The organism is Ensifer oleiphilus (assembly GCF_013371465.1).
GTDB classification, from domain to species: Bacteria; Pseudomonadota; Alphaproteobacteria; order Rhizobiales; family Rhizobiaceae; genus Ensifer; species Ensifer oleiphilus.
The window spans coordinates 169,755-194,114 of the sequence record NZ_JABWDU010000001.1 but is presented as its reverse complement, the minus strand read 5'-3'; the positions used below and the strand labels follow the sequence as shown (position 1 = coordinate 194,114).

Here is a 24,360-nt window from a genome sequence, read left to right as displayed (position 1 = left end):
GGAAGCGACAGGCCGCATCAAACCGGATCGCGCGGACGCTTGCGCCCGCCCACCGTTTCAAAGGTCAGAACCGCCTCCAGCCCGCCGAGCGGCGACTGCCCGAGCGTCAGCGTCGCGCCATAGGCATCGGCGATATCGGCGCTGATGGCAAGGCCGAGCCCGGTGCCGGGCACCTGCCCCGCCTCGCCATCCACGACGCGGCCGCCCCGCTCCATCACCCTTTCGCGATCACCGTCGGCGATGCCTGGTCCGTCGTCGCCGACAACGATATGCAATCGATCCTCGGTCAGCGCTGCGGAAACGCGGATGCGCGAACGCGCCCATTTGGCGGCATTGTCGAGCAGGTTGCCAAGGCACTCCGCCAGATCGGCCGGATCCATATCGAGAGACAGCGCAGGATCGATCGTCACCTCCCAGACGATGCCACGCTCGGCGGTAACCGGCCGCAACACGCTGACGAGCTTGCCCGCCATGCTGGCGACCGATGTGGTTGCCATGCGCTCGACGCCCATACGGGCGGCCTGAAGTTGCCTGTCGGCACGCTGGCGCACGAGATCGACCTGCTGCAAGGCCAACCGGCGTTCTTTGTCGGGCAGGCGTTCGGCAAGCTGGGCAAGCACGGTCAACGGCGTCTTCAGTCCATGGGCGAGATCGCTGGCGCGGGCGCGGGCGCGCTCGACGGCCGTCTCGCGCTCGGCCAGAAGCAGGTTGATCTCGTTGACAACGGGCCCGACTTCGCTGGGGCCGGCCGAACCGAAGTCCCTTTCGCTGCCGGCGCGCACGAGTGCGGCCCGCTCGCGCAGGCTTCTAAGCGGTGCAAGACCGAGTGCGCCCTGCAAGAAGGCAGCTCCGGCGAGCACGGCGGCGGTTGCGAGCAGCATAAGCCGCATCCGCCCGTGAAATGACGAGAGCGCATCGTCGAGCTCCTGGCGACCAAATCCGGCCTGAACGGAAAAACGCTCGGCGTTGGGGCCATCGCCGAGAGCCAGTGTCTGGCTATGAACAAGCATCGGCGCACCGTCAGGACCTTCGAGTTCCACGAAGCCTTCGTAATGGCCGGCGGAGGGGGTCTTGGTATCAATGACGGTATCCCAAAGGGAACGAGATCGGATCGGCGTGCCCGCTTCCGGCGCGAGCTGCCAGTAGCGGCCGCCGGCCGGCAGCGAAAAGCGCGGATCCGCCGGCTCGCGCGGCAGAGCGAGTTCGCCGTCCCTGACGACCACCTGGGCGGCAATCGTATCGACGGTCGTGATCATTTCCGCGCGGTAGCGGCCGACGACATAATCGGTAAAAAGGCGAGAGAGCGAGAACCAGACCACCAGCAGCACCACGCCGACGGCAATCAGCGCGCCGATCGCCAGTCGCAGCCGAAGGGAACGGATCATCTGCCGTCGTCCGGCAGCAGGTAACCGAAGCCGCGCCGGGTCTCGATCGCCGAACTCTCGGTCTTCTTGCGCAGCCGCGCAATCATCGCCTCGACAGCATTCTTGGCCGCGTCGTCCTCTCGCCCCTGCACGTGACTTGCCAGCTCAAGCTGCGTCAAAACCTGGCCCTTGCGCTCCATGAACAGCGCGATCATGCGGTACTCGAGCGGGCTCAACTCCAGAACCTGGCCGTCGAACGTGACCCGGCGCGTCGTTTCATCAAGGGTGAAGCGCCCGGCGGAACGCACGGATTGCAACCGCGGACCGGCGCGCCTGAGCAGCGCACGCAATCTCGCCACCAGCTCTTCGGCCCGAAACGGCTTCGGCAGATAGTCGTCGGCCCCTGCGTCGAAACCGTCGACCCGCTCCATCCAGGAGCCGCGCGCCGTCAGCACCAGCACCGGCGTTTCCAGCCCTGCCTTGCGCCAGCGCTTGAGGATCGACAGGCCGTCCATGCCCGGCAGGCCCAGATCGAGAATGATCGCGGCATAGGCACCGTTTTCACCCTGCTCCCACACGTCGGGACCGTTGGCCAGCGTATCGACGCCGTAACCTTCGGCCTCCAGCTTCGTCACCACATGGGTGGCGATGTTGCGATCGTCCTCCGCCAGAAGAATGCGCATTCTGTCCTCAGAACCCGAAGATGTTCATGAATTTTCCCGTGCGCGCATTGATGCGCAGATTTCGGATAGTGCCCTGCCGGTCGCGCGTGCGCAGCCGGTAGACTTCGCCATTGTTCCTCAGATCCACAGCGATGACCGCGCCGTATTTGTTCTCGTCGACGAGCCGCAGCACTTCCTTCAACGCCAGGATGCGCCCCTTCTCGACGCCATCGCGCGCCCGTTCCTGATCGCTGCGCCGACCGCTGCCGGAATTGTCATCGTCGCCATCATCGTCCTTGTCGTCGCCGCCGCCAGGTCCGCTGTGGTCGTCGTCATCGCCGCCGCCGCGACCGCTGCGGTCGTCGTCGGAATCGTCACCGCCGTGGCCGCTGGACCCGCTGCTGCCGCTGCCGCTGCTGTCGTCATCATCGCGACCGTCCTTGGCAAAGGCGGAAATGCCTCCCACCTGCGGCGCAAGCGACATCAGCAACGAGCAGCAGACCATCGCAATTAGATTTCGTCGCGTCATCGGCATGGTTTGATCCAGTTCCACATTTTCAAGCCTTGCGAAAAACGCCGCGTCCTTCCCGACATCATCCGGCGTCCCTTATTCCCGAGGCGCATTCCCCCCATGCGCTTGTAAGATCCCCTCGCTCGTCTGGCTTCAGACTGATCCCCTGCGCTGCCGAGCGCAAGAGGCCAGACGCGTGGAGCCAGACATGGAAAAGCGCATGACCCCCTGCGTCGGTCCCGGCGCAGGGGGTCATGCGTTCCTTGGGCCAATCCGCTGGGCGGGCGTTAAGCGGAATGAGCCCATCATTCCGGTGCACTACGGGGGCGGATGCACCGGACATTCGTTGTTCAGATCAGCGAGCCGAAGCCGGTTGGATCGAAACGCTGGTAATGGGACCCGGATTGCGGCGGGCATCGCCACCATGCGGCTTGACCGTCACCACACGCACACCGTGTTCGAACTCGACTTCCACCTCAAGCGCACGGCCAAGATTGTCGACTGCAACCAATGAGCCGTCGCGCAGTCCGCGCAGGCTGTCCTCGGAAACGCTGAGTGTGACTTCGTCACGGTCATTGCGGTCATTGTCGCGATCATCGTCCGCATCATCGTCATTGGCATTGTCATGGCCGTGGCGACCGCGATGATCGTTGTCATCATCGTTGTCGTTGTCGTTGTCGTTGTCGTTGTCATCATGATCGCTGCCGCGGCCGCTGTTGCCGCCGTGATCGTCCCGATCGTCGTGGCTGCGATCTTCGCTGCTGCGGTCGTCGCCGCCACGATCATCACTGCCGCCACGACCGCTGTTGTCGTCGTCGCCGCTGGCAAGTGCGGACATGGCAAATGGATGCGCCGGACCGGTGGCCACCAGCGAGAACCCGACAGGCGCCGAGACGAGGCCGCAAACGCCCATGGTGGACACAAGCAAAGCTTTTCGAAGCGTGACGTACATGATTTTCGTCCTTCTCCTGAATTCGATGACGTCAGATTGCCATGCCGCCGCTGACAGCTCGCTGAGGCCGGTTGTCAGCATTCTGTCAGCAAGGCGCAGAGAATGACGCCACTGGGGATCGTTTGGGACATCGGAATGCGCTCAAACGCAAAAAGCCGCCCCAAGGGCGGCTTCCTACCTGATACGGTGCACGGACGATGCGTCCGTCAACGGCGGTCAACGCGGAGCGAGGACCATCATCATCTGGCGGCCTTCGAGCTTCGGCTCGGCTTCGACCTTGGCAATCGTCTGGGTGTCGTCCTTGACCTGAAGCAGGAGCTTCATGCCGAGTTCCTGGTGCGCCATTTCGCGACCGCGGAACTTCAGGGTCACCTTGACCTTGTCGCCTTCTTCGAAGAAACGATTCATCGCCCGCATCTTCACTTCATAGTCATGCGTGTCGATGTTGGGACGCATCTTGATCTCTTTGATCTCGACGATCTTCTGCTTCTTGCGCGCTTCGGCCGCCTTCTTCTGGTTGGCGTATTTCAGCTTGCCGAGATCGAGGATCTTGCACACCGGCGGTTCGGAGTTCGGTGCGATCTCTACCAGATCAAGACCGGCCTCTTCCGCCATGCGGAGCGCCTGGTCGATCGGGACGGCACCGATATTCTGGCCTTCGGCATCGATAAGCTGAACCCGGGGTACCCGGATTTCCTTGTTTGAGCGCGGCCCCTCCTTGACGGGGGCGTCCGTTTTGAACGGTCTGCGAATGGTCGTACTCTCCTCGAGCTGTTTCCGAAATGCGGTTCAATAAATTGTCGGCGCGGCCTTGGCCGAAATGCTTCAATCTGCCGCCGACGGCAATGTGTGAATTGCGACGCGAGAGTCAATAGCATGGCTTGCAGGGAAAATCACCACCTGTCGAAGCCAAGACGAATCTGTTTTAGAAAGAAATTCGCCGCCAATCCGGGCATTTGGAGAGAATTGCGATGCAAACGACGACAGCCGAAACCGAAACGACCTTCATCGAGGTTGGCAAGGATGCCGCCCGTCGACGCATCGCCATGCGGATTCTGCGCGCGCAAATGCCCTCCGAAAGGCCCGCCCTCGTGTGGCTCGGCGGCTACCGCTCCGACATGACCGGCACGAAGGCCGTCGCGGTCGAACACCTGGCGAGAGACCGCGCAACCGACTGCATCCGCTTCGATTATTCCGGCCATGGCGCCTCCGGCGGCGCCTTCAAGGATGGAACGATCTCGCGTTGGCTGGAAGAGAGCCTTGCCGTTATCGACCATGCAACTCCCGGCCAACGCCTGATCCTGGTCGGCTCGTCGATGGGCGGCTGGATCGCGCTCAGGCTGATCCAGGAACTGCGCCTGCACGGCATGGGCGAGCGCGTCGCCGGGCTGGTGCTGATCGCCCCTGCTCCCGACTTTACCGCCGACCTCATCGAGCCCAACCTGACGGAGACAGAACAGCGCTCGCTTGACGAGCGCGGCTATTTCGAGGAACCGTCCGAATACAGCCCCGAGCCCAACATCTATACGCGCGCCCTGATCGAGGATGGCCGCGACAACCGTGTGCTCGTCGGCACGATCACCACCGGCTGCCCGGTCCATATCCTCCAGGGCATGCGCGACCCCGACGTGCCCTACGGCCACGCGCTGAAACTGATGGAGCATCTGCCCGCCGACGATGTCGTCATGACGCTGATCCGCGATGGCGACCATCGTCTTTCGCGCGAGGAAGACATTGCTAAAATGAAGCAGGCAATCGGCAACATGCTGCCTTCGGCTTAAGCCGCAAGGACAGCACGAGACATCTCTTCGACGACCCGTTTTTCGGCTCGATGCGCCGCAGATCGCCTGCTGCGCAGGGCTTTGCGCTGCATTCCGGCAACGGCTTTAACCATAAAGTCCAATGCCCGAATCAGTAGATTGACTCTCCGACCCCAACGCTATTAACTCTTTGTTAACGATTAGAGCAGCGTGAGGCGAAAGACCTGAACAAGCTGCCCGCAACTCAGGATTGCGCGAATACGTCCGAACATGAAGAGTTCGGCATACCGCGTTACGCAGGGGACATGAATGGCGTCTTGGACTGGAGTTAAGGGAAGTATCGCGGCGTTTTGCGCACTTTTCATCTCAGCGAACACGGCAATTCCCGCACAGGCGGGATCCTCTCCTTGGATGCAGACCGGCTCGGCTACTTCGCAGCCTATCGGACATTACGAGTTCTGCCAGAAGCACAAGGGCGAATGCAACGTCAAGTCGAAGGCGACAGTGGCACCGCGCGTCACCGAACGCGGCTGGGCGACGATCCGACAGGTCAACTCCCAGGTGAACCGGGAGATCACACCGGTCACCGATCAGGAGCTCTTCGGCAGGGATGAAGTCTGGGCTTACCCGCAGGACGCCGGCGATTGCGAGGACTTTGTCCTCGAAAAGCGCAAGCGCCTGATGCGCAAGGGCTTTTCCGCAGGCGAGCTGCTGATCACCGTCGTTCGCAAACCCGACGGCGAAGGCCACGCGGTTCTGACGGTGCGCACCGCCCAGGGCGACTTCGTGCTCGACAATCTCGAAAACGGCGTGAAGCTCTGGACCCAGACGCCCTACCGCTATCTCAAGCGTCAGGCTTCGTTCAACAGCGGTCGCTGGGTCACCATCGACAACGGCGCGGAACTGGTCGTCGGCTCGGTCGGCAACTGATAGCGTACCAATACAGTTTCGTGAGAAGGGCCGGTCGAACCGGCCCTTCTTCGTTTCAGCCTGCGCCTGATCAGGCATTGCCGATCAGGATGCCCGCGGCCAGCACCAGTCCACCGCCCAGCACAACCTGGAATGCAGCGCGCAGGAACGGCGTTTCCATGTAGCGGTTCTGAATGAAGGCGATCGCCCAAAGCTCGAAGAAGACAACGACGGCCGCCGTGATGGTCGCCGTCCAGAAATGCGGGATGAGATAGGGCAGCGCGTGCCCGAGACCACCGAGCGCCGTCATGATGCCCGAAGCGAGGCCGCGCTTGATCGGCGAACCGCGGCCCGACAGCTTGCCGTCGTCGTGAGCAGCCTCGGTGAAGCCCATGGAAATCCCGGCGCCGACCGAAGCCGACAGGCCGACGAGGAAAGTCTGCCAGGTGTCCTGAGTGGCAAAGGCCGCAGCAAAGATCGGCGCCAGCGTCGAGACCGAGCCATCCATCAGCCCCGCCAGCCCCGGCTGAACGTAAGTCAGGATGAACTGTCGGCGGGCGGTCTGCTCCTCCTCTTCGCGCACATCGTTCGGCGTGTGCTTTTCGCCCAGCCTGCGGGCGAGCGATTCATGCGATTTTTCCGCGATCGCCAGATCTCCCAGCAGCTTGCGTGTCGCCGCATCCTGGGTGCGCGCTGCCGCTTCGACGTAGAAGCGGTGCGCCGTCTCCTCCATGGTTTCGGCTTCCGCACGCGCCTTTTCGATCGGCATTTCGCCGATCAGCCAGTCGGGCTTGCGATCGGGGAAGTCGCGCACATGCTCACGGCGGATGAGCGGGATTCGGTTGCCGAAACGCTGCATATGCATGTCGATCAGCCATTGCCGGTGATGGCTCTCTTCCTCGGCCATCTCCTCAAACACTTTTGCCGAGTGCGGATATTTTTCCCTGAGCGCATCGGCATAGGCGAGATAGATGCGGCCATCGTCTTCCTCGGAGGAAATCGCCAGCGCCAGGATTTCCTGTTCGTTGAGGGAGAGAAAGGGACGTTTGGAGCGGGAGAAGAGACGGGAGAACATCGACGAAAAACCTTCTTTAGAATTATTCTAAAATAGAAACCCCGAGAATGTGCGTCAAGGCCAAAGCCATGCAATCACGCGACAATCACTCGACAGAGTGTCGCGGCTCGGCCACCATGTACGTGCATGCGAATCCCCCTCCCGTCGCTGGAGCAATCGCCTCCATGAGGACCATCTACCCGCTTTCCGAAAGCAAGGATACGTTTCTGGACCGGCTTGGCGCCCGCATGGCCGCCAGGCTGCAGACGCAGACGCTTGGCTACGAACCCTACACGCCATCCGACCAGGAAACGCTGGCACGCACGCTGCGCCCTGGCGACGTCCTGTTGATCGAGGGCAACCAGAAGGTTTCGGCTGCGATCAAGTATCTGACCCAGTCGACCTGGTCGCACGCGGCGTTTTTTGCCGGCGACCAGATGCCGCTGACGCTCGACCAGGCAACCCTGCCGGTTATCGAAAGGCCCCAGCTGATCGAAGTGAATATCGGCGAAGGCTGCATCGCCGTGCCCTTGAAGAAATATGCGTCTTTCAACACGCGCATCTGCCGACCGGTGGCGCTGACGCCCGACGACCGGTCCGCACTCGTCGGCTTCATGATCTCCCGGCTCGGCATGAAGTACGACCTGAAGAACATTCTCGACATGCTGCGCTATTTCATGCCGGCACCGCCGGTGCCGGTGCGCTGGCGACGACGCCTGCTGGCGTTCGGCTCCGGCGATCCGACGCGGGCGATCTGCTCGACGCTGATTGCCGAAGCCTTCGAGCAGATACGATACCCGATCTTGCCGGAGGTTACGCGTGCACCCGGAAGGGCATCGGCCACCTCCACCTATTCACGCGAAGAGATCCTGCATATCCGCCACTACTCGCTCTACACGCCGCGTGACTTCGATCTCTCGCCGTTCTTCTCGATCGTCAAACCGACGCTCGAATTCGGCTTCGACTACAAGCGGCTGCGCTGGAACGGAGACTGACAGGCAGAAAAACCGGTCAGATGTTGAGGTCGAGCGCCTGCTCGCGGTCTATGAACTCGCGCTGGCGGTCGGTGATGTAGTCGCGCACGATCGGCGCCGCGTCGCGCGAGCGCGACAGCTGCATGTGGAAGACGAGTTGGCTGCCGGTGCGAAACATCATCTCGGCGCTGATCAGATAGAACTCCCACATGCGGGCAAAGCGCTCGTCATACATCGCGATCACCTTGTCGCGGTTGGCCTCGAACCGCGCGCCCCAATGCGCCAGCGTCGTGGCATAATGCACGCGCAGGAATTCAAGATCGGAGACCCACAGGCTGTTGCGTTCGACGACGTCGAAGACCTCGGAAAGCGCCGGAGAATAGGCGCCGGGGAAGATGTACTTGCGCAGCCACGCGCTCGCCATGCCCGGCGGGCTCATGTGACCGATCGAATGCAGCACCGCCACGCCGTCATCCGGCATCAGGGCGTTGAGCTTCTTGAAGAACTCGTCGTAGTGATGCACGCCGACATGCTCGAACATGCCGACGGAAACAATACGGTCGAACGGCCCCTGCACATCGCGATAGTCCTTGAGTTCGAAGCGAACGCGGTCGGCAAGCCCTGCGGCCTTTGCCCTTTGGGTCGACAGCGCCTGCTGTTCCTTCGAAAGCGTGACGCCAAGCACCTCGACGTTTTCGAGCTTGGCCAGGTACATCGCCAGATCGCCCCAGCCGGAACCAATATCGAGCACCTTCATGCCGGGCTCCAGGCAGAGCTTGGAAGCGAGCAGCCGCAGCTTGTTGCGCTGGGCCTTTTCCAGGCTCTCGTCCGGCTCGCGGAAATAGGCGCAGGAATAGAGCATGTTCTCGTCGAGGAACAATTTGTAGAAGTCGTTGCCAAGGTCGTAGTGATGGGCAACGTTCTCCTGCGCCTTGCCCTTGGGATTGGCCTGCTGGCGCTTGCGGAAGCGCATCTTGATCGCGCGCAGCACCTTCTGGATCGGGTAGGAGCCGAGCGACAGACGGTTGATCGAAAACAGCGTCAGGAAATCCTTGAGCGTCGAGCCTTCCTCGAAGCGCATGGTGCCGTCCATGTAGGCCTCGCCGGCAGCCAGTTCCGCATTGAAGACGAGGCTGCGATAGAGCTTCTTGTCGGTGAGCCGCATCGTCACCGCTGGTCCGGGTTCACCGGAGAAAACATGCCTCTTGCCATCGGCGTCGATCACCGTCAGGCGACCCTTGCGAATGAACGACTTCATCATGTGCGACAATGGAAACATGCGGATCCTCTCGTGACAGAAACGTCGTAGCGTCGGCATCCTAGCACCCGTTTTTCGAAATGCTTCCCCTAAATTTGGGGTTGCTTATTCAGCTGCTGTCGCAGCTTCTAGGTACTGCGGCCTCGCACCTCCAATGACCGCGCAAGGACGCCGTGCGCATGGCACTTGACGCCTCGCTCTCCCTTCGAACCGTCAAGGGTCGACGTAGCCATGCCGTAGAAACGACGACGGGGACGGCAGGTAAAACCTGCCGTCCCCGTTTCATGCGATCATTCGATCGTGCCGATCCTCGGACCCGTGTCAGTCCTTGGCGCGCTCCACATAGGAGCCGTCTTCGGTCGCGATGACGACGCGGGTGCCGGCCTGGATATGCGGCGGAACGAGTGTGCGAACACCGTTCGAAAGAACAGCCGGCTTGTAGGACGACGATGCCGTCTGGCCCTTGACGACCGGCTCGGTCTCGGTGATTTCGAGCGTCACGTGGCGCGGCAGGTCGATGGCGATCGCCAGGCCTTCGTGGATCGAAAGAATGCAGGCCATGCCTTCCTGCAGGTAGGCCTTGAGGTCGCCGATATCGTCGGTGGTCATGACCAGCTGGTCGTAGCTTTCCGGGTTCATGAAGTGGAAGCCTTCGCCATCTTCATAAAGGAAGGTGTGCTCGCGGTCTTCGACGAAGGCGCGCTCGACCTGCTCGGTCGTGCGGTAGCGCTCGGAGACCTTCACGCCGTCGGAAATACGACGCATGTCGACCTGGGTGACCGGCGTGCCCTTGCCCGGATGGAAGTTCTGCGCGGTAAGAACGACGTAGAGCTTGCCGTCAACGTCGAGAACGTTGCCCTTGCGGACAGATGAAGCGATGACCTTGACCATTAGTCTTCCTTGTAACAGAGGTATGCGCGACACGGCGCGCCGGGAAAGCCGGCCCCGAAAGACGCGAAAATATGATATCGCGCCGCCACTACCCTAATTTCGTGCAAATAGCCAGCCTGCGCCGGCATTGGCGCGAAGAAAGCCCTGGGGCGCGAAGAAAGCCTGGACCGAACGACGATGTCGCATGCCTCACCCTGGTGGACGCCTGATGTCCATGCCGACCGGCGTCCGTTTCTTCTCGGGCGCAACCGGATCCAGTCGGCTTTGCGCCGGTTCTTCGACGAGCGCGACTTCATCGAAGTCGATACCGCGACGCTGCAGGTTTCGCCCGGCAACGAGGCGCATCTGCACGCCTTTGCCACCCAGGCGCTCAACCACGACGGCTCTGCCCATCCGCTCTATCTGCACACGTCGCCCGAATTTGCCTGCAAGAAGCTTGTCGCCGCCGGCGAGAAACGCATCGCCTGCTTTGCCCATGTCTACCGCAACCGCGAACGCGGGCCGTTGCACCATCCTGAGTTCACCATGCTCGAATGGTACCGCGCGGGTGAGACCTACGAGACGCTGATGCGCGACTGTGCGGAGATACTGGCGCTCGCGGCTGAGACGACCGGTGTGCGCCAGTTCACCTTCCAGGGCCGCACCTCAGACCCCTTCGCCGCGCCGGAACGGCTGGCGGTGGCCGAAGCCTTCGAGCGCTTTGCGGGCATCGACCTCATCGCCTCCATCGCGCCCGATGGTGAAACCGACCGCGAAACGCTTGCCGCCGCCATGATAACGGCGGGCCTGCGGGTTGCCGTCGACGACACCTGGGCGGATCTCTTCAGCCGCGTGCTTGTCGAAAAAGTCGAACCGCATCTCGGCTTTGGTCGCGCCACGATCCTCTATGAATATCCGGTTGCAGAAGCGGCCCTTGCCCGGCCGACCGCGCGCGACCACCGCGTCGCCGAACGCTTCGAGCTCTATGCCTGCGGCGTCGAACTCGCCAATGCGTTCGGCGAACTGACCGACGCATCCGAGCAGCGCCGTCGGTTCGAGATGGAAATGGCGGAAAAGGCCCGTGTCTACGGCGAGACCTATCCGATCGACGAGGACTTTCTGGCAGCGCTCGCCATCATGCCCGAAGCCAGCGGCATCGCGCTCGGCTTCGACCGGCTGGTGATGCTGGCGACGGGTGCGACGCGCATCGACCAGGTGCTCTGGGCACCGGTGGCGGAGACGGCATCATGAACGTTCACCGCCCGATCAAGACGGCCGAAGATCTCGTCGACGCCGGCCTTGTCGAACCGTCGCAGCACGGCGCCGTTTCGCGTGTGGCCGAGCGCTATGCGGTCGCCATCAGCCCTGCGATCGCCAGGCTGATCGACCGCAACGACCCGAACGATCCGATCGCCCGCCAGTTCGTGCCCGATGCGGCCGAGCTGACACTGCTGCCTGAAGAGCGCGAGGACCCGATCGGCGACAAGGCGCATAGTCCCGTCACCGGCATCGTCCACCGCTATCCCGACCGCGTGCTTCTGAAGGCCGTGCATGTCTGCCCGGTCTATTGCCGCTTCTGCTTCCGCCGCGAAATGGTCGGACCGCAGGGGCTGGGCACACTGACACCAACAGAGCTCGACGCGGCGATCGCCTATATCGCCGCGCATGAGGAGATCTGGGAAGTCATCCTCACCGGTGGCGACCCGCTGGTGCTGTCGCCGCGCCGGCTTGGCGAAATCATGGAGCGGCTGAAGCCCATCGCCCACGTCAAGATCGTCCGCTTTCACACCCGCGTCCCGGTGGTGGAGCCGGAACGCGTCAATGCCGATCTGATTGCAGCGCTGAAGGCGGGCGGCAAGGCAACCTATGTGGCGCTGCACGCCAACCATCCGCGTGAACTGACGCAGGACGCCCGGGACGCCTCGGCCCGCTTGATCGACGCCGGCATCGTCATGGTCAGCCAATCGGTTCTCTTGAAGGGCGTCAATGACGATGCGGATGTATTGGCCAGCCTGATGCGCGCCTTCGTCGAAACCCGGATCAAGCCCTATTATCTGCACCATCCGGATCTGGCGCCCGGCACCAGCCATTTCCGGCTGTCGATCGAGGAGGGCCAGGCGCTGGTCGCGTCGCTGCGCGGCCGGGTCTCCGGCCTCTGCCAACCTGCCTATATCCTCGACATTCCCGGCGGCCATGGCAAGGCCGTGATCAGCGCCGCGTCGATCGCGGCAGAGGGCGGCGGATGTTACACCGTCACCGACTTCCGCGGCGAAGAGCACATATACCCGCCAAAGATCTGAGAAAAATTTCAAGACGGCGTCACAGCTGCGCATGGCCGATCGTCAGGTGGTCGTACGCAACGATCGCGGCCATTGGCCGTCTGAACCGTATCCGAGGCCCAGAGATGAATGGCATGAACAGCATCGATATCTTCGAGGCGGCCCGTCCCCGCCTTCTCGGCCTCGCCTACCGGATCCTCGGCTCGCGGGCGGACGCGGAAGACGCGGTGCAGGACACGTTTGTCAAGTGGCAGGAAGCCGACCACGAAGCAATCGAAACACCGGCCGCGTGGCTGACGACCGCCTGCACCCGCCGCTGCCTCGACCTGTTGAAGGCCGCCCATCGCAAGCGCGTCGACTATGTCGGCGCCTGGCTGCCCGAGCCGATCCACACGGCAAGCGACGACAACGCCGAGGAGAAACTGGCGCTGACCTCGTCGCTCACCACCGCCTTCCTCCTGATGCTGGAGCGGCTGACGCCGAAGGAGCGTGCCGCCTATCTGCTGCACGAAATCTTCGGCCAGCCCTATGACGAGGTCGCCGAAACGCTCCACATGCAGGAGGCCGCCGCCCGCAAGCTGGTGTCGCGCGCCAAGACCAATATCGGCATCGAAAAGAACCGCCACCAGACACCGCGCGAGCGCCAGGACGAACTGCTGTCGGCAATCCACGGCGGCAACATCGCCGGGCTTTCGAGCCTCTTGTCTGCCGACGTGCGCCTGACGGCAGATGGCGGCGGCAAGGTGGCGACGGTGCTCGGCGTACTTTCGGGCAAGGAAACCGTGATGGCCTTCATCGCCGACCGGCTCACCGAATACTGGGCGCACTATGTCTGGGACGTGGCCGAGATCAACGGCGGGCGCGGCATTGTGCTCCGGGGCGAGAGCGAAAATGATATCGCCGCCAGCGTTTCCTTCGGCTATGACGGCGACGGAAACGTCAACGATATCTTCATCGTTCGCAATCCGGACAAGCTCACCCATCTTGGTGACGCCGCGGTCCATTGACTCAAAGCATTTCCAGGAAAAGTGCGAAGCGGTTTTCAGCCAGGAAATGCAAAAAAACAAAAAGATGGAGCGGCTGCAAGACCCCGTTTTTGGTCGGGGAACGCTCCACCGATACCGACGGAATTAGGCCGACGCGCGCGCAGCAACGCGATGCGCGACGCGTTCGCCACCCGGCCGTCGTGACGAATAGGAAAGGCGCAGACACATGCTCGACAAGACATCTGAATCCACTGACAAGGCCGATACCGGTTGGCTCGCGCTGCTGTCGGGCGAAAACGCCATTCATTCCCTGGTGCTGAGCGGCGGCGTGGCGCTGCACGCGCTCAACATCTATGTCGTCACCACCATCATGCCGTCGATCGTGCGCGAGATCGGCGGGCTCGAATATTATGCCTGGAGCACGACCGTCTTCGTCGCCGCGTCGATCCTCGGCGCCGCCCTCTCCGCCCGGCTGCTTGCTGCCGTCGGCGCCGGCTCAGCCTATGCGGTCGGCGCGCTCGTCTTCGGGCTCGGTACGCTGCTCTGCGCCTCCGCCCCCGATATGCTGGTGCTGCTAGGCGGCCGTGCGATCCAGGGCTTTGGCGGCGGCCTGCTCTATGCGCTCGCCTACGGCGTCATCCGTCTGGTGTTCGCGCCTGCGCTCTGGACCCGCGCCATCGGCCTGATCTCGGCCACCTGGGGCACGGCAACCCTCATCGGCCCGGCCGTCGGCGGCATGTTTGCGGAATTCGCCACCTGGCGCGCGGCCTTCTGGTCGCTGCTGCCGTTGACCGCACTTCTGGCGGCGCTGGCCTTCTGGACGTTGCCGCGCAACGCTTCGTCTGAAGGCAACCGCACCCCGTTGCCGGTGCTGCAACTCCTGCTCCTCATCGGCGTCGTCCTTGCGCTGTCGATCGCCAGCACGCTGTCGACATCCGTTCAACAGCTCGCTTCGGTCGGCATAGCCATCCTGACGTTCGCCGTGCTTCTCTTCGTCGAACGCCGGGCTGTCGGCAAGCTCCTGCCGACCGGCAGCTTCACCATAACCTCCCCGCTGGCAGCACTTTATGCTACGATCACGCTCTTGATGATCGGCATGCAGCCCGAGATCTACGTACCGTATCTTCTGCAGGAATTGCATGGGCTGTCGCCACTGGTTGCCGGCTACATCGCCGCGCTGATGTCGATCGGCTGGACCGCCGGGTCGATGACGAGCGCGCATTGGCATGGCGACCGGGCGCAACGCACGATCTTCGCCGGCCCGGGCTTCGGCTTTGCCGGCCTGGCATTGATCGCCGTGTTCATGCCGATGGCGGGCTTCGGCTTTGCCGCAATCGCCGCGCCGCTGTCGGCCGGTATCATGGCCGTCGGGTTTGGTATGGGCTTCGCCTGGCCGCATATCGTCACGGCCGTCTACGAACTGGCGCCCAAGGGCGAGGAGGAGAAGGCATCGAGCTCGATCACCACCGTGCAGCTTTTCGCCGCCGCGCTTGGTGCCGCGCTTGCCGGTTTGACCGCCAACCTGGCGGGCATCGAAGCGAGCAGCTCCGATGGGATCGCGCGCGCGACGCAATGGCTCTTCTGGCTGTTCGCGCTGGCGCCGGCGCTGGCGATCCTGACGGCAAGGCGTGTTCGGCGGGCGCGCAGTGCAAAGGCCGGAGCCTGACAGGCCCGGCAAGGCCTGACGTCGCGGAGGTTCGGCAGAGGAGGCAGTCATGGGCGACGGCATCGGCCTGACCGGCGTGCGCGAGACGCTGTTGATCACGCTGCGCGCAAAAGCTGCGGAAAGCCAGCTTGCCGATTCCCTGCTGCACGACCACTTTGCCGCCGATGCCATGCGGCGGTTCGGCCAGGGCACCGGGCATCTCGATGTCGGCCATGACATGGCAGTCGGCATCGCCATGCGCGCCTACATGCTCGACCGCTGGACCCGAGCCTTCATCGACCGGCACCCCGATGCGACCGTTCTGCATCTCGGCTGCGGCCTCGACACGCGCATCTTTCGTCTAGATCCACCAGCCGAAGTGCGCTGGTTCGACGTGGACTTCCCCGATGTCATCGAACTCCGCCGCAGACTTTACCCGGATCGCAGCGGCTATGCTGCAATCGGCGCATCGATAACAGACCCGGCGCTCATGGCACAGATACCGGACGACAGGCCTGCCATCGTCATCGCCGAAGGTGTGTTGCCCTACATCGCAGAGACGGACGTCCACGACCTGCTGCTGCGCCTTTGCACGCATCTGCCTTCCGGCGAGATCGCCTTCGACGCCTACAGCCATCTCGGCATTCACCTGCTACGCTTCAACCCTGCCATCCGCGCGACCGGAGCAGAGTTGCGCTGGGGCATCGACGACCCGCGCGGGCTGGAGCGGCGCGTTCCCGGGCTTTCGCTATTGGAAGAGGTCACGAACTACGATCCGGCCCAGATCGACAGGATGTCGCCGGGCGCGCGCATCGCCATCCAGGTCTTCAGCATCATCCCACTGCTGAACCGGATGGGCCGCTTGCTGCGCTATCGTTTCTGAAGCATTTGCAGGAAAAATGCGAAGCGGTTTTCCGTCAGTTAATGCGTAAAGACAAGGCGTCAGAGCGCTTCCGCGGTTTCGACTAAACCGGAAACGCCCCAGGGGAAGTCGCGGGATAGCGGACCGAACCCACTCCTTTTGGACCTTGTTTTCGAGGCGCCGTTATCCGGAAGCCGCAGCGCATCACAAATGACAAAGGGCCACACCGATGACGGTGCAGCCCTTCGATATCCAGGTGTTGAAAAGACCCGATCAGCCCTGCTTGATCGGCGCGATCGAGATTTCGACGCGGCGGTTCTGCGCCCGGCCGGCTTCGCTGCCGTTGGAGGCAACGGGCCGATCCGCGCCGAAGCCCATGGTGGCCATGCGGCGCTGGTCGACGCCCTGGCTTGCCAGATAGTTGGCAACGGAGGCGGCGCGGCGCTCGGAGAGGCCTTGGTTGTGCGAGGCGCTGCCGGTCGAATCGGTATGGCCATCGACGTCGATCAGCGTCTTGTTGAATTTGCGCAGCACGATCGCTACCGAGTTCAGCGTGTCGTAGAAGGCAGGGATCACCTGGTCGCGGTCGGTGGCAAACGTGATGTTCGACGGCATGTTCAAGATGATGCGGTCACCGGCACGGGTAACGGAAACGCCGGTGCCCTGCAGCTGTGCGCGCAGTTCCGATTCCTGACTGTCCATGTAATTGCCGACGAGGCCGCCACCGAGCGCGCCGATGCCGGCGCCGACGAGCGCGGCGTCGCGTCGTCCCGCTGCACTGCCGCCGACGAGAAGGCCGGTCGCAGCACCAAGGCCCGCGCCGATCAGCGCGCCACCAGCCGTGTTCGACATCTTCTGCTCACCCGTATAGGGATCGGTGGTCGTGCATCCCGAGAGATAGATGGCCGCAACAGCCAGTATGGCGCATTTCTTGATCATAGAATCAATGGTCCCCATTCGTGCTCTAAAGTGCTTCATACTAGCGATTGCGGCAGGAAGATGAAGAGGCGTCCCACTGATGCCATGGTTTGACGACAAATGGCGCATCGGCCGCAACGAAGTCACGAAACGGCCGGACACTAACCGATCCTTCACACGCTCTTGATAACAAGCGCGTTCGGAAAAAATCGAGGCGGACGATCTGATGGCAATCGAGTTTGGCGACACGCAACGCAGTCTCAGCGACACGCTGAACGGCATGATCGGCTCCATCCGCGGCAATACGATCACGCTTCGCGACCTGATGACCGGGATCGGCGAACAGGGCTTTCTGCTGTTGTGCGCACTGCTGACACTGCCGTTTCTGCTGCCGGTTTCCATTCCCGGCGTCAGCACCGTCTTCGGCGCCGCCATCATCCTGATCTCGATTTCGATCACGCTCAATCGCTTGCCCTGGATGCCACAGCGCATCCTCGACCGGCAGATCGAGACGGAAAAGCTGGTGCCGACGCTTCAGAAGGGCGCAGCACTGGTCTCCAAGCTCGACCGTTTCGTACGGCCGCGCTTCGGCTTCCTGACCCAAGGGGCGCTGATGAACCGCTTCAACGGCCTGATGATCATGGCCGGTGGCGTGCTCCTGATGTTTCCGCTCGGCCTCATTCCGCTGTCGAACACGCTGCCGGGCATTGCGATCCTGCTCCTGTCGCTCGGCATCATCCAGCGCGACGGGTTGATGGTCGCCGGTGGCTATCTGTTCCTGATCGCGACCACGATCTATTTCACCGTGCTCGCCTACATGGCCTTTGCTGCCGGCCAGGGCCTGTCCACTTTCTTCGTTTCCTGAAGCCCGCCAGTCTGCATGCGAGCCTGGCGCGTCACGATCGACGCGCCGGTCGCCGGTCCGGCGGAGAGGCCGGAGCGGCGGGATGGGTCAGGCTGCCTCGAAGCTCTTGTAGCTGGCGGAATCGGTCTCGACCCCGAGTTTTGCCATCAGTGCCGTACGATCGACACCGAGGCTTTTGTCGAAGTCGGCGATCGCTGCCGCGACCTTCGGCGCGAAGGCTTCGCTTTCGAATTCGATCATGGTGCAGAAGTTGAACCTTCCGGGGCCCGCATGCTGCTCGAGGAACAGGTCCTTGACGTAGCCTTCCTGGCTGCGAATGACCGCAAGCGTCCGTTCCACCAGGTCCACAAACTCAGCGCGCGCCGCAGTCGGCACAGCAAACTTGTTGATACGATACAGCGGCGCGATGATGTCAGCCTGTGTGCTGCTGCTCATGAAATTCTCCCTCACGTGTCTCTTCAAGCCCCGCCGACGACCATTCGCCTTCGGGAAGAAGCATGCGTACGACCTCAAGCAAAGTTGAGGTCAACAGGGATCGTGGAAAAATCTGCTTTTCCGCCGGACGGCAGGAGAAGCCTAGGAGGCAATGCCCTTCAGCACATTGGCAACGTTGAGCCCGATTTCCGGCACGCCATAACCGCCCTCCATGCAGACGACAACAGGCAGGCCCGCCTTCTTCAGCCGCTCGCCCATGACAAGATAGTCCTCAGACTTCAGCTTGAACGTTGAAATCGGATCGCGCTCGAACGTGTCGACGCCGAGCGAAACCACCAGTGCTTCGGCGCCGAAGGCTGCGATGCGGCGAAGGGCATCGTCCATCGCCGCCGACCAGGCGGCAAATTCGGTACCGCGCGGCAGCGGGTAGTTCTTCGTGGAGCCGAGCCCTGCGCCTGTGCCCTCCTCGTCGGCAAAGCCGAGAAAGTATGGGAAGGCGTCGACCGGATCGCCATGCAGCGAGGCGAAATAGACGTCGCCGCGCTGATAAAAAATGTCCTGCGTGCCGTTGCCGTGGTGGAAGTCGACATCGAGTACCGCGACTTTGGCGGCACCGAGATCGAGCAGACGCTGCGCGGCGCAGGCGGCGTTGTTGATGAAAGAATAGCCGCCGTAGAGATCGATCGCCGCGTGATGGCCGGGCGGGCGGCAAAGGGCGAAAGCGGCGCTCGCGCCGGCGTTGACATGCTCGGCCGCCGAAAGCCCGCAGTCCATCGCCGCGCGCGCGGCCGCATAGGTGCCTTCGGTGATCGATGTTTCCGCGGCGAAGGCGTAATAGCCGAGCGCGCCGTCGATATCCTTGGGCGGATGCTGGCGCATGCGGCGGGCGGGAAAGCTGGTCGGGATCGCCTCACCGCGATAGCCGTCGGCGACCCAGCGCGACCAGGCGGTTTCGAGAAAGTCGAGATAGTCGGCTGCGTGCAACTTGCCGGCCGTTTCCAGCCCGTGGCGCGCAGGCGCGACAACGTCATGGAAGCCCGCTTCCTTCACCGCCGCCAGGATCCATTCGGCCCGAAACGGCGCCTCGAAAGGCGACACGAGTTCCCCGCCGAACAGTTCGGTCCTGGCGTCTCGGAGCTTGTGGTCCTCGGAGAAGAAGATGCGCATGGGGAGGGTCCTGAAGTCAGCAACGAAGGGCGCTAAACTACCCGAGCGTGCGGGCTTGGCAACCTTGACGCCCCCCGTCCAGGTGCCGGAGTGTCCGGTGCCCCTCATCCGGCCGGCCGGCCACCTTCTCCCCGCAAGCGGGGAGAAGGATGCGACCCGCGGGCGCTCGGCCGCAAGCTCAACTCTCAGTCTTTTTCTGAATGACAGGCGCGCCAAATGAGACATTAGCGACCAATTCGCGTCCCTTCTCCCCGCTTGCAGGGAGAGGGCTAGGGTGAGGGGCAATCGCGCAGCGCGCCCCTAAGCCGCAATGCGCTTGTAAAAGAGTGTCGTGGCGCAGAGGCCGCCTTCCGGCCACATGGCGTAATCTGGGATGACGCCGACGCGCTCCCAGCCGAGACGTGGATAGATCGCTTCGGCCTCGCTACCGGTGGCCGTATCGAGCACCAGCAGTGTCTTGCCGCGCAGAGCCGCCTCCTGTTCGACGGCCTGCATCAACAGCCGGGCGACACCCTTGCCGCGGGCGGCGCGATGGACGAGCAGCTTCTTCAGGTCGCCGCGATGCGGCTGGTTGGGCATCTGCGCCACGCCGACCTGGACAGTGCCAACGATCCGCCCTTCGTCTTCGGCGACCATCAGCAGCGTTTCCTCGGCGGCAACCGCATCGGCAACCCCCTGCCAGTAGGCCATGGCCGCCTCCGGCGGATAGGGCTGCATGAAACCGACCGATGCCCCGCCCTCGACGCAATCGGACAACACCTCGGCAAGGGCCGGCACGGCGGAACGGGCCTCGGTTTCGCTGAGAAGACGGATGGTGATGTCGGGCATGGTCAGGTCCTGGTTCGGCTAAGGATGACGGCATAGTGAGCCGGCTCATCATGGGGATTGTGAAAGACGTGTGCCTGTTCGAGCCCCATGAACAGGCAGTCGCCTGCATCGAGCACATATGGCCCGGATTCCATCGTCAGCTCGAGCCGACCGGAGAAAAGCCAGAGATGCTGGGTGATGCCGCGGTCGGCCGGTTGCCGCTCGAACACGACGCGCGCGCCCGGCGGAAACTCGACCTCGACGATATCGACCGGCGAGCCGACGCCATTGGGCGAGATCGAGCGGCGCAGATAGCCGGATTCCGGATCGCGCCAAAGTCTCTGGTCGGCGCGCCGCGCAACCGGCGAAGCCTGCTCGACCTCAAAGGCAAAGAGTGCCGAGAGCGTGGTCGACAGCGCACTGCAGAGCTTTGCCAGCAATTGTGCCGTCGGGCTGACCTCGCCGCGCTCGATGCGCGAGATCATCGCCCGGCTGACGCCCGACCGCGTCGCCAGATCATCGAGCGTCAGGTTCAGCTCGGCCCTGAGCGAACGGACACGTTCGCCGATGGCGTGCTCGAGTGGATCGCCGGTGATTTCCATTATTTGAGATTGCATTTCTCATATAATGGAGTCAAGACCATTACGATCTGAAAATAAAGGCGGCAGATGCCGCTTTGGCGACATCGCGGCGGGGTGCTTTGCGCTAACGTCCGCAACGGGCATGCGGAGCGAAAAGACGTTCCACCTCAATAATTTAGGCGGACCTCACATAACCGGCCGCCAGGACTGACGAAACGGAACGGCAAGACATGGACAAGCAGCCCTCCTCGCTGACCTCGATCGCCAGCATCGTGACGTCGATGACATCCGTGGCGATCGGCAACGGCATGATGCTCGCCTATGTGCCTTTCATGCTCACCCGGTCCGATGCGCCGGATTGGGTTCCGGGTGCGGCTGTCACCATGATTGCCTTTGGCGGGCTTGTCGGCTGCGTCATCGCCGGGCCGATGATCCGCCGTGTCGGCCATGCACGGGCGTTCTCCTGCTCGATGGCGCTCGTCATCCTCTCGGCGCTGACCATCAGCCTCGGCATGCACCCGATCCTCTGGGTGCTCGCCCGCGGGCTTTACGGCGCTGCCGGCAACACCAACTTCATCATCAGCCAGAGCTGGCTTAACCACGCGAGCGACAACCGCTGGCGCGGCAGGGCGATGGCGATGTTCTACATGGCCTATGTGATCGGGCTCGGCACCGGCGCGTGGCTGTTCGGGCAGATTCCGGTCGACGGAAACCTGCCGCCGCTGATCACCATCTTCTTCACCGCCCTTGCGATCCTGCCGATCGGGCTCACCCGCCTGCCGACTCCGCCGGCGCCGGCCAAGGTCAGCATCGACATCCCGATGGTCTGGCGCGCCTCGCCCGTCGCCTTCATCGGCGTGCTTGCCGCCGGCGGCCTGTCGATGGTGGTGCAGGGCTTCACGCCGATCTACGCGGCGGACAACCAGGTGAGCCAAGGCGACGTCGCCAACCTGATGTTCGTGATGCAGCTCGGGCTGATCGCCATCCAGTACCCGATGGGCACGCTTTCGGACCGGATCGACCGCCGGCTCGTGCTGATCGCCACCTGCCTCATCATCGTTATCGCCGGCTTCTTCGCGCTTTCCGCCACCTTCGGCAATCTTCTGCTGCTGATGGTGGTCTTTGCGCTTTTCGCCGGCGCGGTCGAGACCGTCTATTCGATAGCCAACGCACATGCCAACGACCGCACAGATCCAGCGGATTTCGTGCCGCTGGCAAGCACCATGCTCGTCGCCTGGTCGGTGGCCGCAACCCTGGTGCCGATGCTGGTAACGGTGCTGACGCCGGTGTTCGGGCCACGCACCTTCATCTATGCGGCGATGATCGTTGCGGCCCTCTACGCGCTGTTCGTGCTCATGCGATTGAGGAAGCGCGACGAGGTGCCGGCAGGCGAACGCGAGACCTTCGAACTGAAGAGCGCGCAGATCCCGAATGCCGGCGCGCTGATCGACGCCGAGGCCAGAGCCGAATAGGCGCGCAAGCCTTGCGATTTATAGTGAACGAAGCCTTCATTTCCCGCTTTGCGCGGCTTGAAGGCACTGCTATATGCGGCCCATGAGCACAACATCTTCCAAGACGCCCCTGTCGCATATCCGTAACTTCTCGATCGTGGCCCATATCGACCACGGCAAATCGACGCTGGCCGACCGACTGATCCAGTCGACCGGCGGTCTTGCCGAGCGGGAAATGTCCGAGCAGGTGCTCGACAGCATGGATATCGAGCGCGAGCGCGGCATCACCATCAAGGCCCAGACCGTGCGTCTGCACTACAAGGCCAATGACGGCGAGACCTACGTGCTGAACCTCATCGACACGCCCGGCCACGTCGACTTCGCCTATGAAGTCTCGCGCTCGCTGTCGGCCTGTGAAGGTTCGCTGCTGGTCGTCGATGCGTCGCAGGGCGTGGAAGCCCAGACGCTCGCCAACGTCTACCAGGCGATCGACAACAACCACGAGCTCGTCACCGTGCTCAACAAGATCGACCTTCCCGCCGCCGAACCGGAGCGGATCAAGGAACAGATCGAGGAAGTGATCGGCATCGACGCATCGGACGCCGTGCTGATCTCGGCGAAGACCGGCCTCGGCATTCCCGATGTTCTGGAAGCGATCGTCACCAAGCTGCCGGCGCCGAAGAGCGAAGGCGGCGAAACCGCACCCTTGAAGGCGCTGCTCGTCGACAGCTGGTACGACACCTATCTCGGCGTCATGGTTCTCGTGCGCATTATCGATGGCACGCTCAAGAAGGGCATGACCATCCGCATGATGGGCACCGACGCCAAGTACTCCGTCGAACGCATCGGTGTGCTGACGCCGAAGATGGTGGCGATGGATGCGCTTGGACCCGGCGAAATCGGCTTCATCACCGCCTCAATCAAGGAAGTGGCCGACACCCGCGTCGGCGATACCATCACCGAGGACAAGCGCCCGACCGCCAAGGCCCTGCCGGGCTTCAAGCCGGCGCAGCCGGTGGTGTTCTGCGGCCTCTTCCCGGTTGACGCTGCCGATTTCGAAGACCTGCGCTCGGCGATGGGCAAGCTGCGCCTCAACGACGCGTCGTTCTCGTTCGAAATGGAATCGTCCGCGGCCCTCGGCTTCGGCTTCCGCTGCGGCTTCCTCGGCCTCCTGCACCTCGAAATCATCCAGGAACGCCTGGAGCGCGAGTTCGACCTCGACCTGATCGCGACGGCACCTTCGGTCGTCTACAAGCTGTTCATGACCGACGGCACCGAGCGCGAACTGCACAACCCGGCCGACATGCCCGACGTCGTCAAGATCGCCGAGATCCACGAGCCGTGGATCCGCGCAACGATCCTGACGCCCGACGACTATCTCGGCGGCATCCTGAAGCTCTGCCAGGACCGGCGCGGCATCCAGATCGAGTTGACCTATGTCGGCACCCGCGCGATGCTGACCTACGACCTGCCGCTCAACGAAGTCGTGTTCGACTTCTACGACCGTCTTAAGTCGATCTCCAAGGGCTACGCCTCGTTCGACTACCAGATCACCGACCACAAGGAAGGCAACCTGGTGAAGATGTCGATCCTCGTGAACGGCGAGCCGGTCGACGCGCTGTCGATGATGGTCCACCGCATGGCGGCTGAAAAGCGCGGTCGTGAAATGTGCGAGAAGCTCAAGGAGCTGATCCCGAAGCACATGTTCAAGATCCCGATCCAGGCGGCAATCGGCGGCAACGTGATTGCCCGCGAAACCATCTCGGCGCTCCGCAAGGACGTGACGGCCAAGTGCTACGGCGGCGACGCCACCCGCAAGCGCAAACTGCTGGAAAAGCAGAAGGCCGGCAAGAAGCGCATGCGCCAGTTCGGCAAGGTGGAGATCCCGCAGGAAGCCTTCATCGCCGCGCTCAAGATGGGCGACGAATAGGCGGTTCGACTGTCCGCTTCGTTCAGGATACCGAATACAAGTCGGGCGGCCTTTTGGCCGCCCGTTTTTGTTGGACGATCGTGGCTGCGCGCTCGCCACTGCGATCGGGCTGACCCGAAG

24 protein-coding genes are annotated in these 24,360 nt (G+C 62.9%); 11 read left to right on the top strand and 13 right to left on the bottom strand.

What is annotated here, in order from left to right; genetic code table 11:
* Nucleotides 1-17: 17 nt before the first annotated feature.
* From HT585_RS00975 to infC, 5 genes are all read right to left on the bottom strand, one after another.
* Nucleotides 18-1,385, bottom strand: coding sequence for a sensor histidine kinase (locus HT585_RS00975; protein WP_176351219.1), 1,368 nt, complete (start codon nucleotides 1,383-1,385; stop codon nucleotides 18-20).
* On the bottom strand, nucleotides 1,382-2,047 hold the full coding sequence (locus tag HT585_RS00970) for a response regulator transcription factor (protein WP_176351218.1): 666 nt from the start codon (nucleotides 2,045-2,047) through the stop codon (nucleotides 1,382-1,384). Before HT585_RS00970 ends, HT585_RS00975 begins: the two co-directional genes overlap by 4 nt.
* A 7-nt stretch (nucleotides 2,048-2,054) precedes the next feature.
* Nucleotides 2,055-2,561 carry a PepSY domain-containing protein gene (locus HT585_RS00965; RefSeq protein ID WP_246707546.1) on the bottom strand — a complete coding sequence of 169 codons (507 nt, stop codon included), beginning with the start codon at nucleotides 2,559-2,561 and terminating at the stop codon, nucleotides 2,055-2,057.
* Nucleotides 2,562-2,892: 331 nt separating this feature from the next.
* Nucleotides 2,893-3,489 carry a hypothetical protein gene (locus HT585_RS00960; protein ID WP_176351217.1) on the bottom strand — a complete coding sequence of 199 codons (597 nt, stop codon included), beginning with the start codon at nucleotides 3,487-3,489 and terminating at the stop codon, nucleotides 2,893-2,895.
* 216 nt (nucleotides 3,490-3,705) lie between these two features.
* Nucleotides 3,706-4,242, bottom strand: coding sequence for a translation initiation factor IF-3 (infC, locus tag HT585_RS00955; protein ID WP_077503129.1), 537 nt, complete (start codon nucleotides 4,240-4,242; stop codon nucleotides 3,706-3,708).
* Nucleotides 4,243-4,460: 218 nt separating this feature from the next.
* On the opposite strand from infC, the gene HT585_RS00950 reads away from it, so the two are divergent.
* Nucleotides 4,461-5,270 carry an alpha/beta hydrolase gene (locus HT585_RS00950; protein ID WP_176351216.1) on the top strand — a complete coding sequence of 270 codons (810 nt, stop codon included), beginning with the start codon at nucleotides 4,461-4,463 and terminating at the stop codon, nucleotides 5,268-5,270.
* A 288-nt stretch (nucleotides 5,271-5,558) separates the two neighbouring features.
* Nucleotides 5,559-6,179: a transglutaminase-like cysteine peptidase gene (locus HT585_RS00945; protein ID WP_176351215.1), complete on the top strand. Its 621-nt coding sequence runs from the start codon at nucleotides 5,559-5,561 to the stop codon at nucleotides 6,177-6,179.
* 70 nt (nucleotides 6,180-6,249) lie between these two features.
* On the opposite strand, the gene mbfA is transcribed toward HT585_RS00945, so the two are convergent.
* On the bottom strand, nucleotides 6,250-7,233 hold the full coding sequence (gene mbfA / locus HT585_RS00940; protein ID WP_176351214.1) for an iron exporter MbfA: 984 nt from the start codon (nucleotides 7,231-7,233) through the stop codon (nucleotides 6,250-6,252).
* Between the two features lie 164 nt (nucleotides 7,234-7,397).
* Between mbfA and HT585_RS00935 the strand changes: the two genes are divergently transcribed.
* Nucleotides 7,398-8,207: a YiiX/YebB-like N1pC/P60 family cysteine hydrolase gene (locus HT585_RS00935; RefSeq protein ID WP_176351213.1), complete on the top strand. Its 810-nt coding sequence runs from the start codon at nucleotides 7,398-7,400 to the stop codon at nucleotides 8,205-8,207.
* 16 nt (nucleotides 8,208-8,223) lie between these two features.
* Here the strand turns inward: HT585_RS00935 and HT585_RS00930 are convergent, their stop codons facing one another.
* Both HT585_RS00930 and efp read right to left on the bottom strand, forming a co-directional pair.
* Complete coding sequence (locus HT585_RS00930; protein WP_176351212.1) at nucleotides 8,224-9,465, bottom strand: SAM-dependent methyltransferase; 1,242 nt, start codon at nucleotides 9,463-9,465, stop codon at nucleotides 8,224-8,226.
* 300 nt (nucleotides 9,466-9,765) lie between these two features.
* A complete protein-coding gene (gene efp / locus HT585_RS00925) occupies nucleotides 9,766-10,335 on the bottom strand; it encodes an elongation factor P (RefSeq protein ID WP_065773805.1) in 570 nt (189 codons plus the stop codon).
* Nucleotides 10,336-10,512: 177 nt separating this feature from the next.
* On the opposite strand from efp, the gene epmA reads away from it, so the two are divergent.
* From epmA to HT585_RS00900, 5 genes are all read left to right on the top strand, one after another.
* Nucleotides 10,513-11,565 (top strand): EF-P lysine aminoacylase EpmA, encoded by a 1,053-nt coding sequence (gene epmA, locus HT585_RS00920; protein ID WP_176351211.1) that lies wholly within the window; start codon nucleotides 10,513-10,515, stop codon nucleotides 11,563-11,565.
* A complete protein-coding gene (locus tag HT585_RS00915) occupies nucleotides 11,562-12,614 on the top strand; it encodes a lysine-2,3-aminomutase-like protein (protein ID WP_176351210.1) in 1,053 nt (350 codons plus the stop codon). The genes epmA and HT585_RS00915 overlap by 4 nt, the downstream gene beginning before the upstream one ends.
* A gap of 113 nt (nucleotides 12,615-12,727) precedes the next feature.
* Nucleotides 12,728-13,600, top strand: a complete 873-nt coding sequence (gene sigJ / locus HT585_RS00910) for an RNA polymerase sigma factor SigJ (protein WP_210270291.1) — start codon at nucleotides 12,728-12,730, stop codon at nucleotides 13,598-13,600.
* A 205-nt stretch (nucleotides 13,601-13,805) separates the two neighbouring features.
* Nucleotides 13,806-15,245: an MFS transporter gene (locus tag HT585_RS00905; protein WP_176351208.1), complete on the top strand. Its 1,440-nt coding sequence runs from the start codon at nucleotides 13,806-13,808 to the stop codon at nucleotides 15,243-15,245.
* A gap of 49 nt (nucleotides 15,246-15,294) precedes the next feature.
* On the top strand, nucleotides 15,295-16,107 hold the full coding sequence (locus HT585_RS00900; RefSeq protein ID WP_176351207.1) for a class I SAM-dependent methyltransferase: 813 nt from the start codon (nucleotides 15,295-15,297) through the stop codon (nucleotides 16,105-16,107).
* 252 nt (nucleotides 16,108-16,359) lie between these two features.
* Here HT585_RS00900 and HT585_RS00895 read toward each other — a convergent pair whose 3' ends face one another.
* Nucleotides 16,360-17,025 carry a YiaD family glycine zipper/OmpA-like lipoprotein gene (locus HT585_RS00895; protein WP_176351206.1) on the bottom strand — a complete coding sequence of 222 codons (666 nt, stop codon included), beginning with the start codon at nucleotides 17,023-17,025 and terminating at the stop codon, nucleotides 16,360-16,362.
* A gap of 205 nt (nucleotides 17,026-17,230) precedes the next feature.
* On the opposite strand from HT585_RS00895, the gene HT585_RS00890 reads away from it, so the two are divergent.
* Nucleotides 17,231-17,869, top strand: a complete 639-nt coding sequence (locus tag HT585_RS00890) for an exopolysaccharide biosynthesis protein (RefSeq protein ID WP_176351205.1) — start codon at nucleotides 17,231-17,233, stop codon at nucleotides 17,867-17,869.
* A gap of 87 nt (nucleotides 17,870-17,956) precedes the next feature.
* On the opposite strand, the gene HT585_RS00885 is transcribed toward HT585_RS00890, so the two are convergent.
* The 4 genes from HT585_RS00885 to HT585_RS00870 all read right to left on the bottom strand — a co-directional run bounded on the left by HT585_RS00885 (nucleotide 17,957) and on the right by HT585_RS00870 (nucleotide 20,880).
* The gene (locus HT585_RS00885) at nucleotides 17,957-18,304 is read right to left on the bottom strand and encodes an antibiotic biosynthesis monooxygenase (protein ID WP_176351204.1); all 348 of its coding nucleotides are present in this window, start codon (nucleotides 18,302-18,304) and stop codon (nucleotides 17,957-17,959) included.
* Between the two features lie 141 nt (nucleotides 18,305-18,445).
* Complete coding sequence (locus tag HT585_RS00880) at nucleotides 18,446-19,471, bottom strand: histone deacetylase family protein (protein ID WP_176351203.1); 1,026 nt, start codon at nucleotides 19,469-19,471, stop codon at nucleotides 18,446-18,448.
* A gap of 300 nt (nucleotides 19,472-19,771) precedes the next feature.
* A complete protein-coding gene (locus tag HT585_RS00875) occupies nucleotides 19,772-20,299 on the bottom strand; it encodes a GNAT family N-acetyltransferase (protein WP_176351202.1) in 528 nt (175 codons plus the stop codon).
* Between the two features lie 2 nt (nucleotides 20,300-20,301).
* Complete coding sequence (locus HT585_RS00870) at nucleotides 20,302-20,880, bottom strand: helix-turn-helix domain-containing protein (RefSeq protein WP_176352144.1); 579 nt, start codon at nucleotides 20,878-20,880, stop codon at nucleotides 20,302-20,304.
* 209 nt (nucleotides 20,881-21,089) lie between these two features.
* Between HT585_RS00870 and HT585_RS00865 the strand changes: the two genes are divergently transcribed.
* Nucleotides 21,090-22,331 (top strand): MFS transporter, encoded by a 1,242-nt coding sequence (locus HT585_RS00865; protein ID WP_176351201.1) that lies wholly within the window; start codon nucleotides 21,090-21,092, stop codon nucleotides 22,329-22,331.
* Nucleotides 22,332-22,413: 82 nt separating this feature from the next.
* Nucleotides 22,414-24,240: a translation elongation factor 4 gene (gene lepA, locus HT585_RS00860; protein WP_425513709.1), complete on the top strand. Its 1,827-nt coding sequence runs from the start codon at nucleotides 22,414-22,416 to the stop codon at nucleotides 24,238-24,240.
* Nucleotides 24,241-24,360: the final 120 nt, after the last annotated feature.

What these genes read in the sequence shown, in the direction of transcription:
- HT585_RS00975 (WP_176351219.1), bottom strand. Translation starts at nt 1,385, where the DNA reads ATGATCCGTTCCCTTCGGCTGCGACTGGCGATCGGCGCGCTGATTGCC.
- HT585_RS00970 (WP_176351218.1), bottom strand. Translation starts at nt 2,047, where the DNA reads ATGCGCATTCTTCTGGCGGAGGACGATCGCAACATCGCCACCCATGTG.
- HT585_RS00965 (WP_246707546.1), bottom strand. Translation starts at nt 2,561, where the DNA reads ATGCCGATGACGCGACGAAATCTAATTGCGATGGTCTGCTGCTCGTTG.
- HT585_RS00960 (WP_176351217.1), bottom strand. Translation starts at nt 3,489, where the DNA reads ATGTACGTCACGCTTCGAAAAGCTTTGCTTGTGTCCACCATGGGCGTT.
- HT585_RS00950 (WP_176351216.1), top strand. Translation starts at nt 4,461, where the DNA reads ATGCAAACGACGACAGCCGAAACCGAAACGACCTTCATCGAGGTTGGC.
- HT585_RS00945 (WP_176351215.1), top strand. Translation starts at nt 5,559, where the DNA reads ATGGCGTCTTGGACTGGAGTTAAGGGAAGTATCGCGGCGTTTTGCGCA.
- mbfA (WP_176351214.1), bottom strand. Translation starts at nt 7,233, where the DNA reads ATGTTCTCCCGTCTCTTCTCCCGCTCCAAACGTCCCTTTCTCTCCCTC.
- HT585_RS00935 (WP_176351213.1), top strand. Translation starts at nt 7,398, where the DNA reads ATGAGGACCATCTACCCGCTTTCCGAAAGCAAGGATACGTTTCTGGAC.
- HT585_RS00930 (WP_176351212.1), bottom strand. Translation starts at nt 9,465, where the DNA reads ATGTTTCCATTGTCGCACATGATGAAGTCGTTCATTCGCAAGGGTCGC.
- efp (WP_065773805.1), bottom strand. Translation starts at nt 10,335, where the DNA reads ATGGTCAAGGTCATCGCTTCATCTGTCCGCAAGGGCAACGTTCTCGAC.
- epmA (WP_176351211.1), top strand. Translation starts at nt 10,513, where the DNA reads ATGTCGCATGCCTCACCCTGGTGGACGCCTGATGTCCATGCCGACCGG.
- HT585_RS00915 (WP_176351210.1), top strand. Translation starts at nt 11,562, where the DNA reads ATGAACGTTCACCGCCCGATCAAGACGGCCGAAGATCTCGTCGACGCC.
- sigJ (WP_210270291.1), top strand. Translation starts at nt 12,728, where the DNA reads ATGAACAGCATCGATATCTTCGAGGCGGCCCGTCCCCGCCTTCTCGGC.
- HT585_RS00905 (WP_176351208.1), top strand. Translation starts at nt 13,806, where the DNA reads ATGCTCGACAAGACATCTGAATCCACTGACAAGGCCGATACCGGTTGG.
- HT585_RS00900 (WP_176351207.1), top strand. Translation starts at nt 15,295, where the DNA reads ATGGGCGACGGCATCGGCCTGACCGGCGTGCGCGAGACGCTGTTGATC.
- HT585_RS00895 (WP_176351206.1), bottom strand. Translation starts at nt 17,025, where the DNA reads ATGATCAAGAAATGCGCCATACTGGCTGTTGCGGCCATCTATCTCTCG.
- HT585_RS00890 (WP_176351205.1), top strand. Translation starts at nt 17,231, where the DNA reads ATGGCAATCGAGTTTGGCGACACGCAACGCAGTCTCAGCGACACGCTG.
- HT585_RS00885 (WP_176351204.1), bottom strand. Translation starts at nt 18,304, where the DNA reads ATGAGCAGCAGCACACAGGCTGACATCATCGCGCCGCTGTATCGTATC.
- HT585_RS00880 (WP_176351203.1), bottom strand. Translation starts at nt 19,471, where the DNA reads ATGCGCATCTTCTTCTCCGAGGACCACAAGCTCCGAGACGCCAGGACC.
- HT585_RS00875 (WP_176351202.1), bottom strand. Translation starts at nt 20,299, where the DNA reads ATGCCCGACATCACCATCCGTCTTCTCAGCGAAACCGAGGCCCGTTCC.
- HT585_RS00870 (WP_176352144.1), bottom strand. Translation starts at nt 20,880, where the DNA reads ATGGAAATCACCGGCGATCCACTCGAGCACGCCATCGGCGAACGTGTC.
- HT585_RS00865 (WP_176351201.1), top strand. Translation starts at nt 21,090, where the DNA reads ATGGACAAGCAGCCCTCCTCGCTGACCTCGATCGCCAGCATCGTGACG.
- lepA (WP_425513709.1), top strand. Translation starts at nt 22,414, where the DNA reads ATGAGCACAACATCTTCCAAGACGCCCCTGTCGCATATCCGTAACTTC.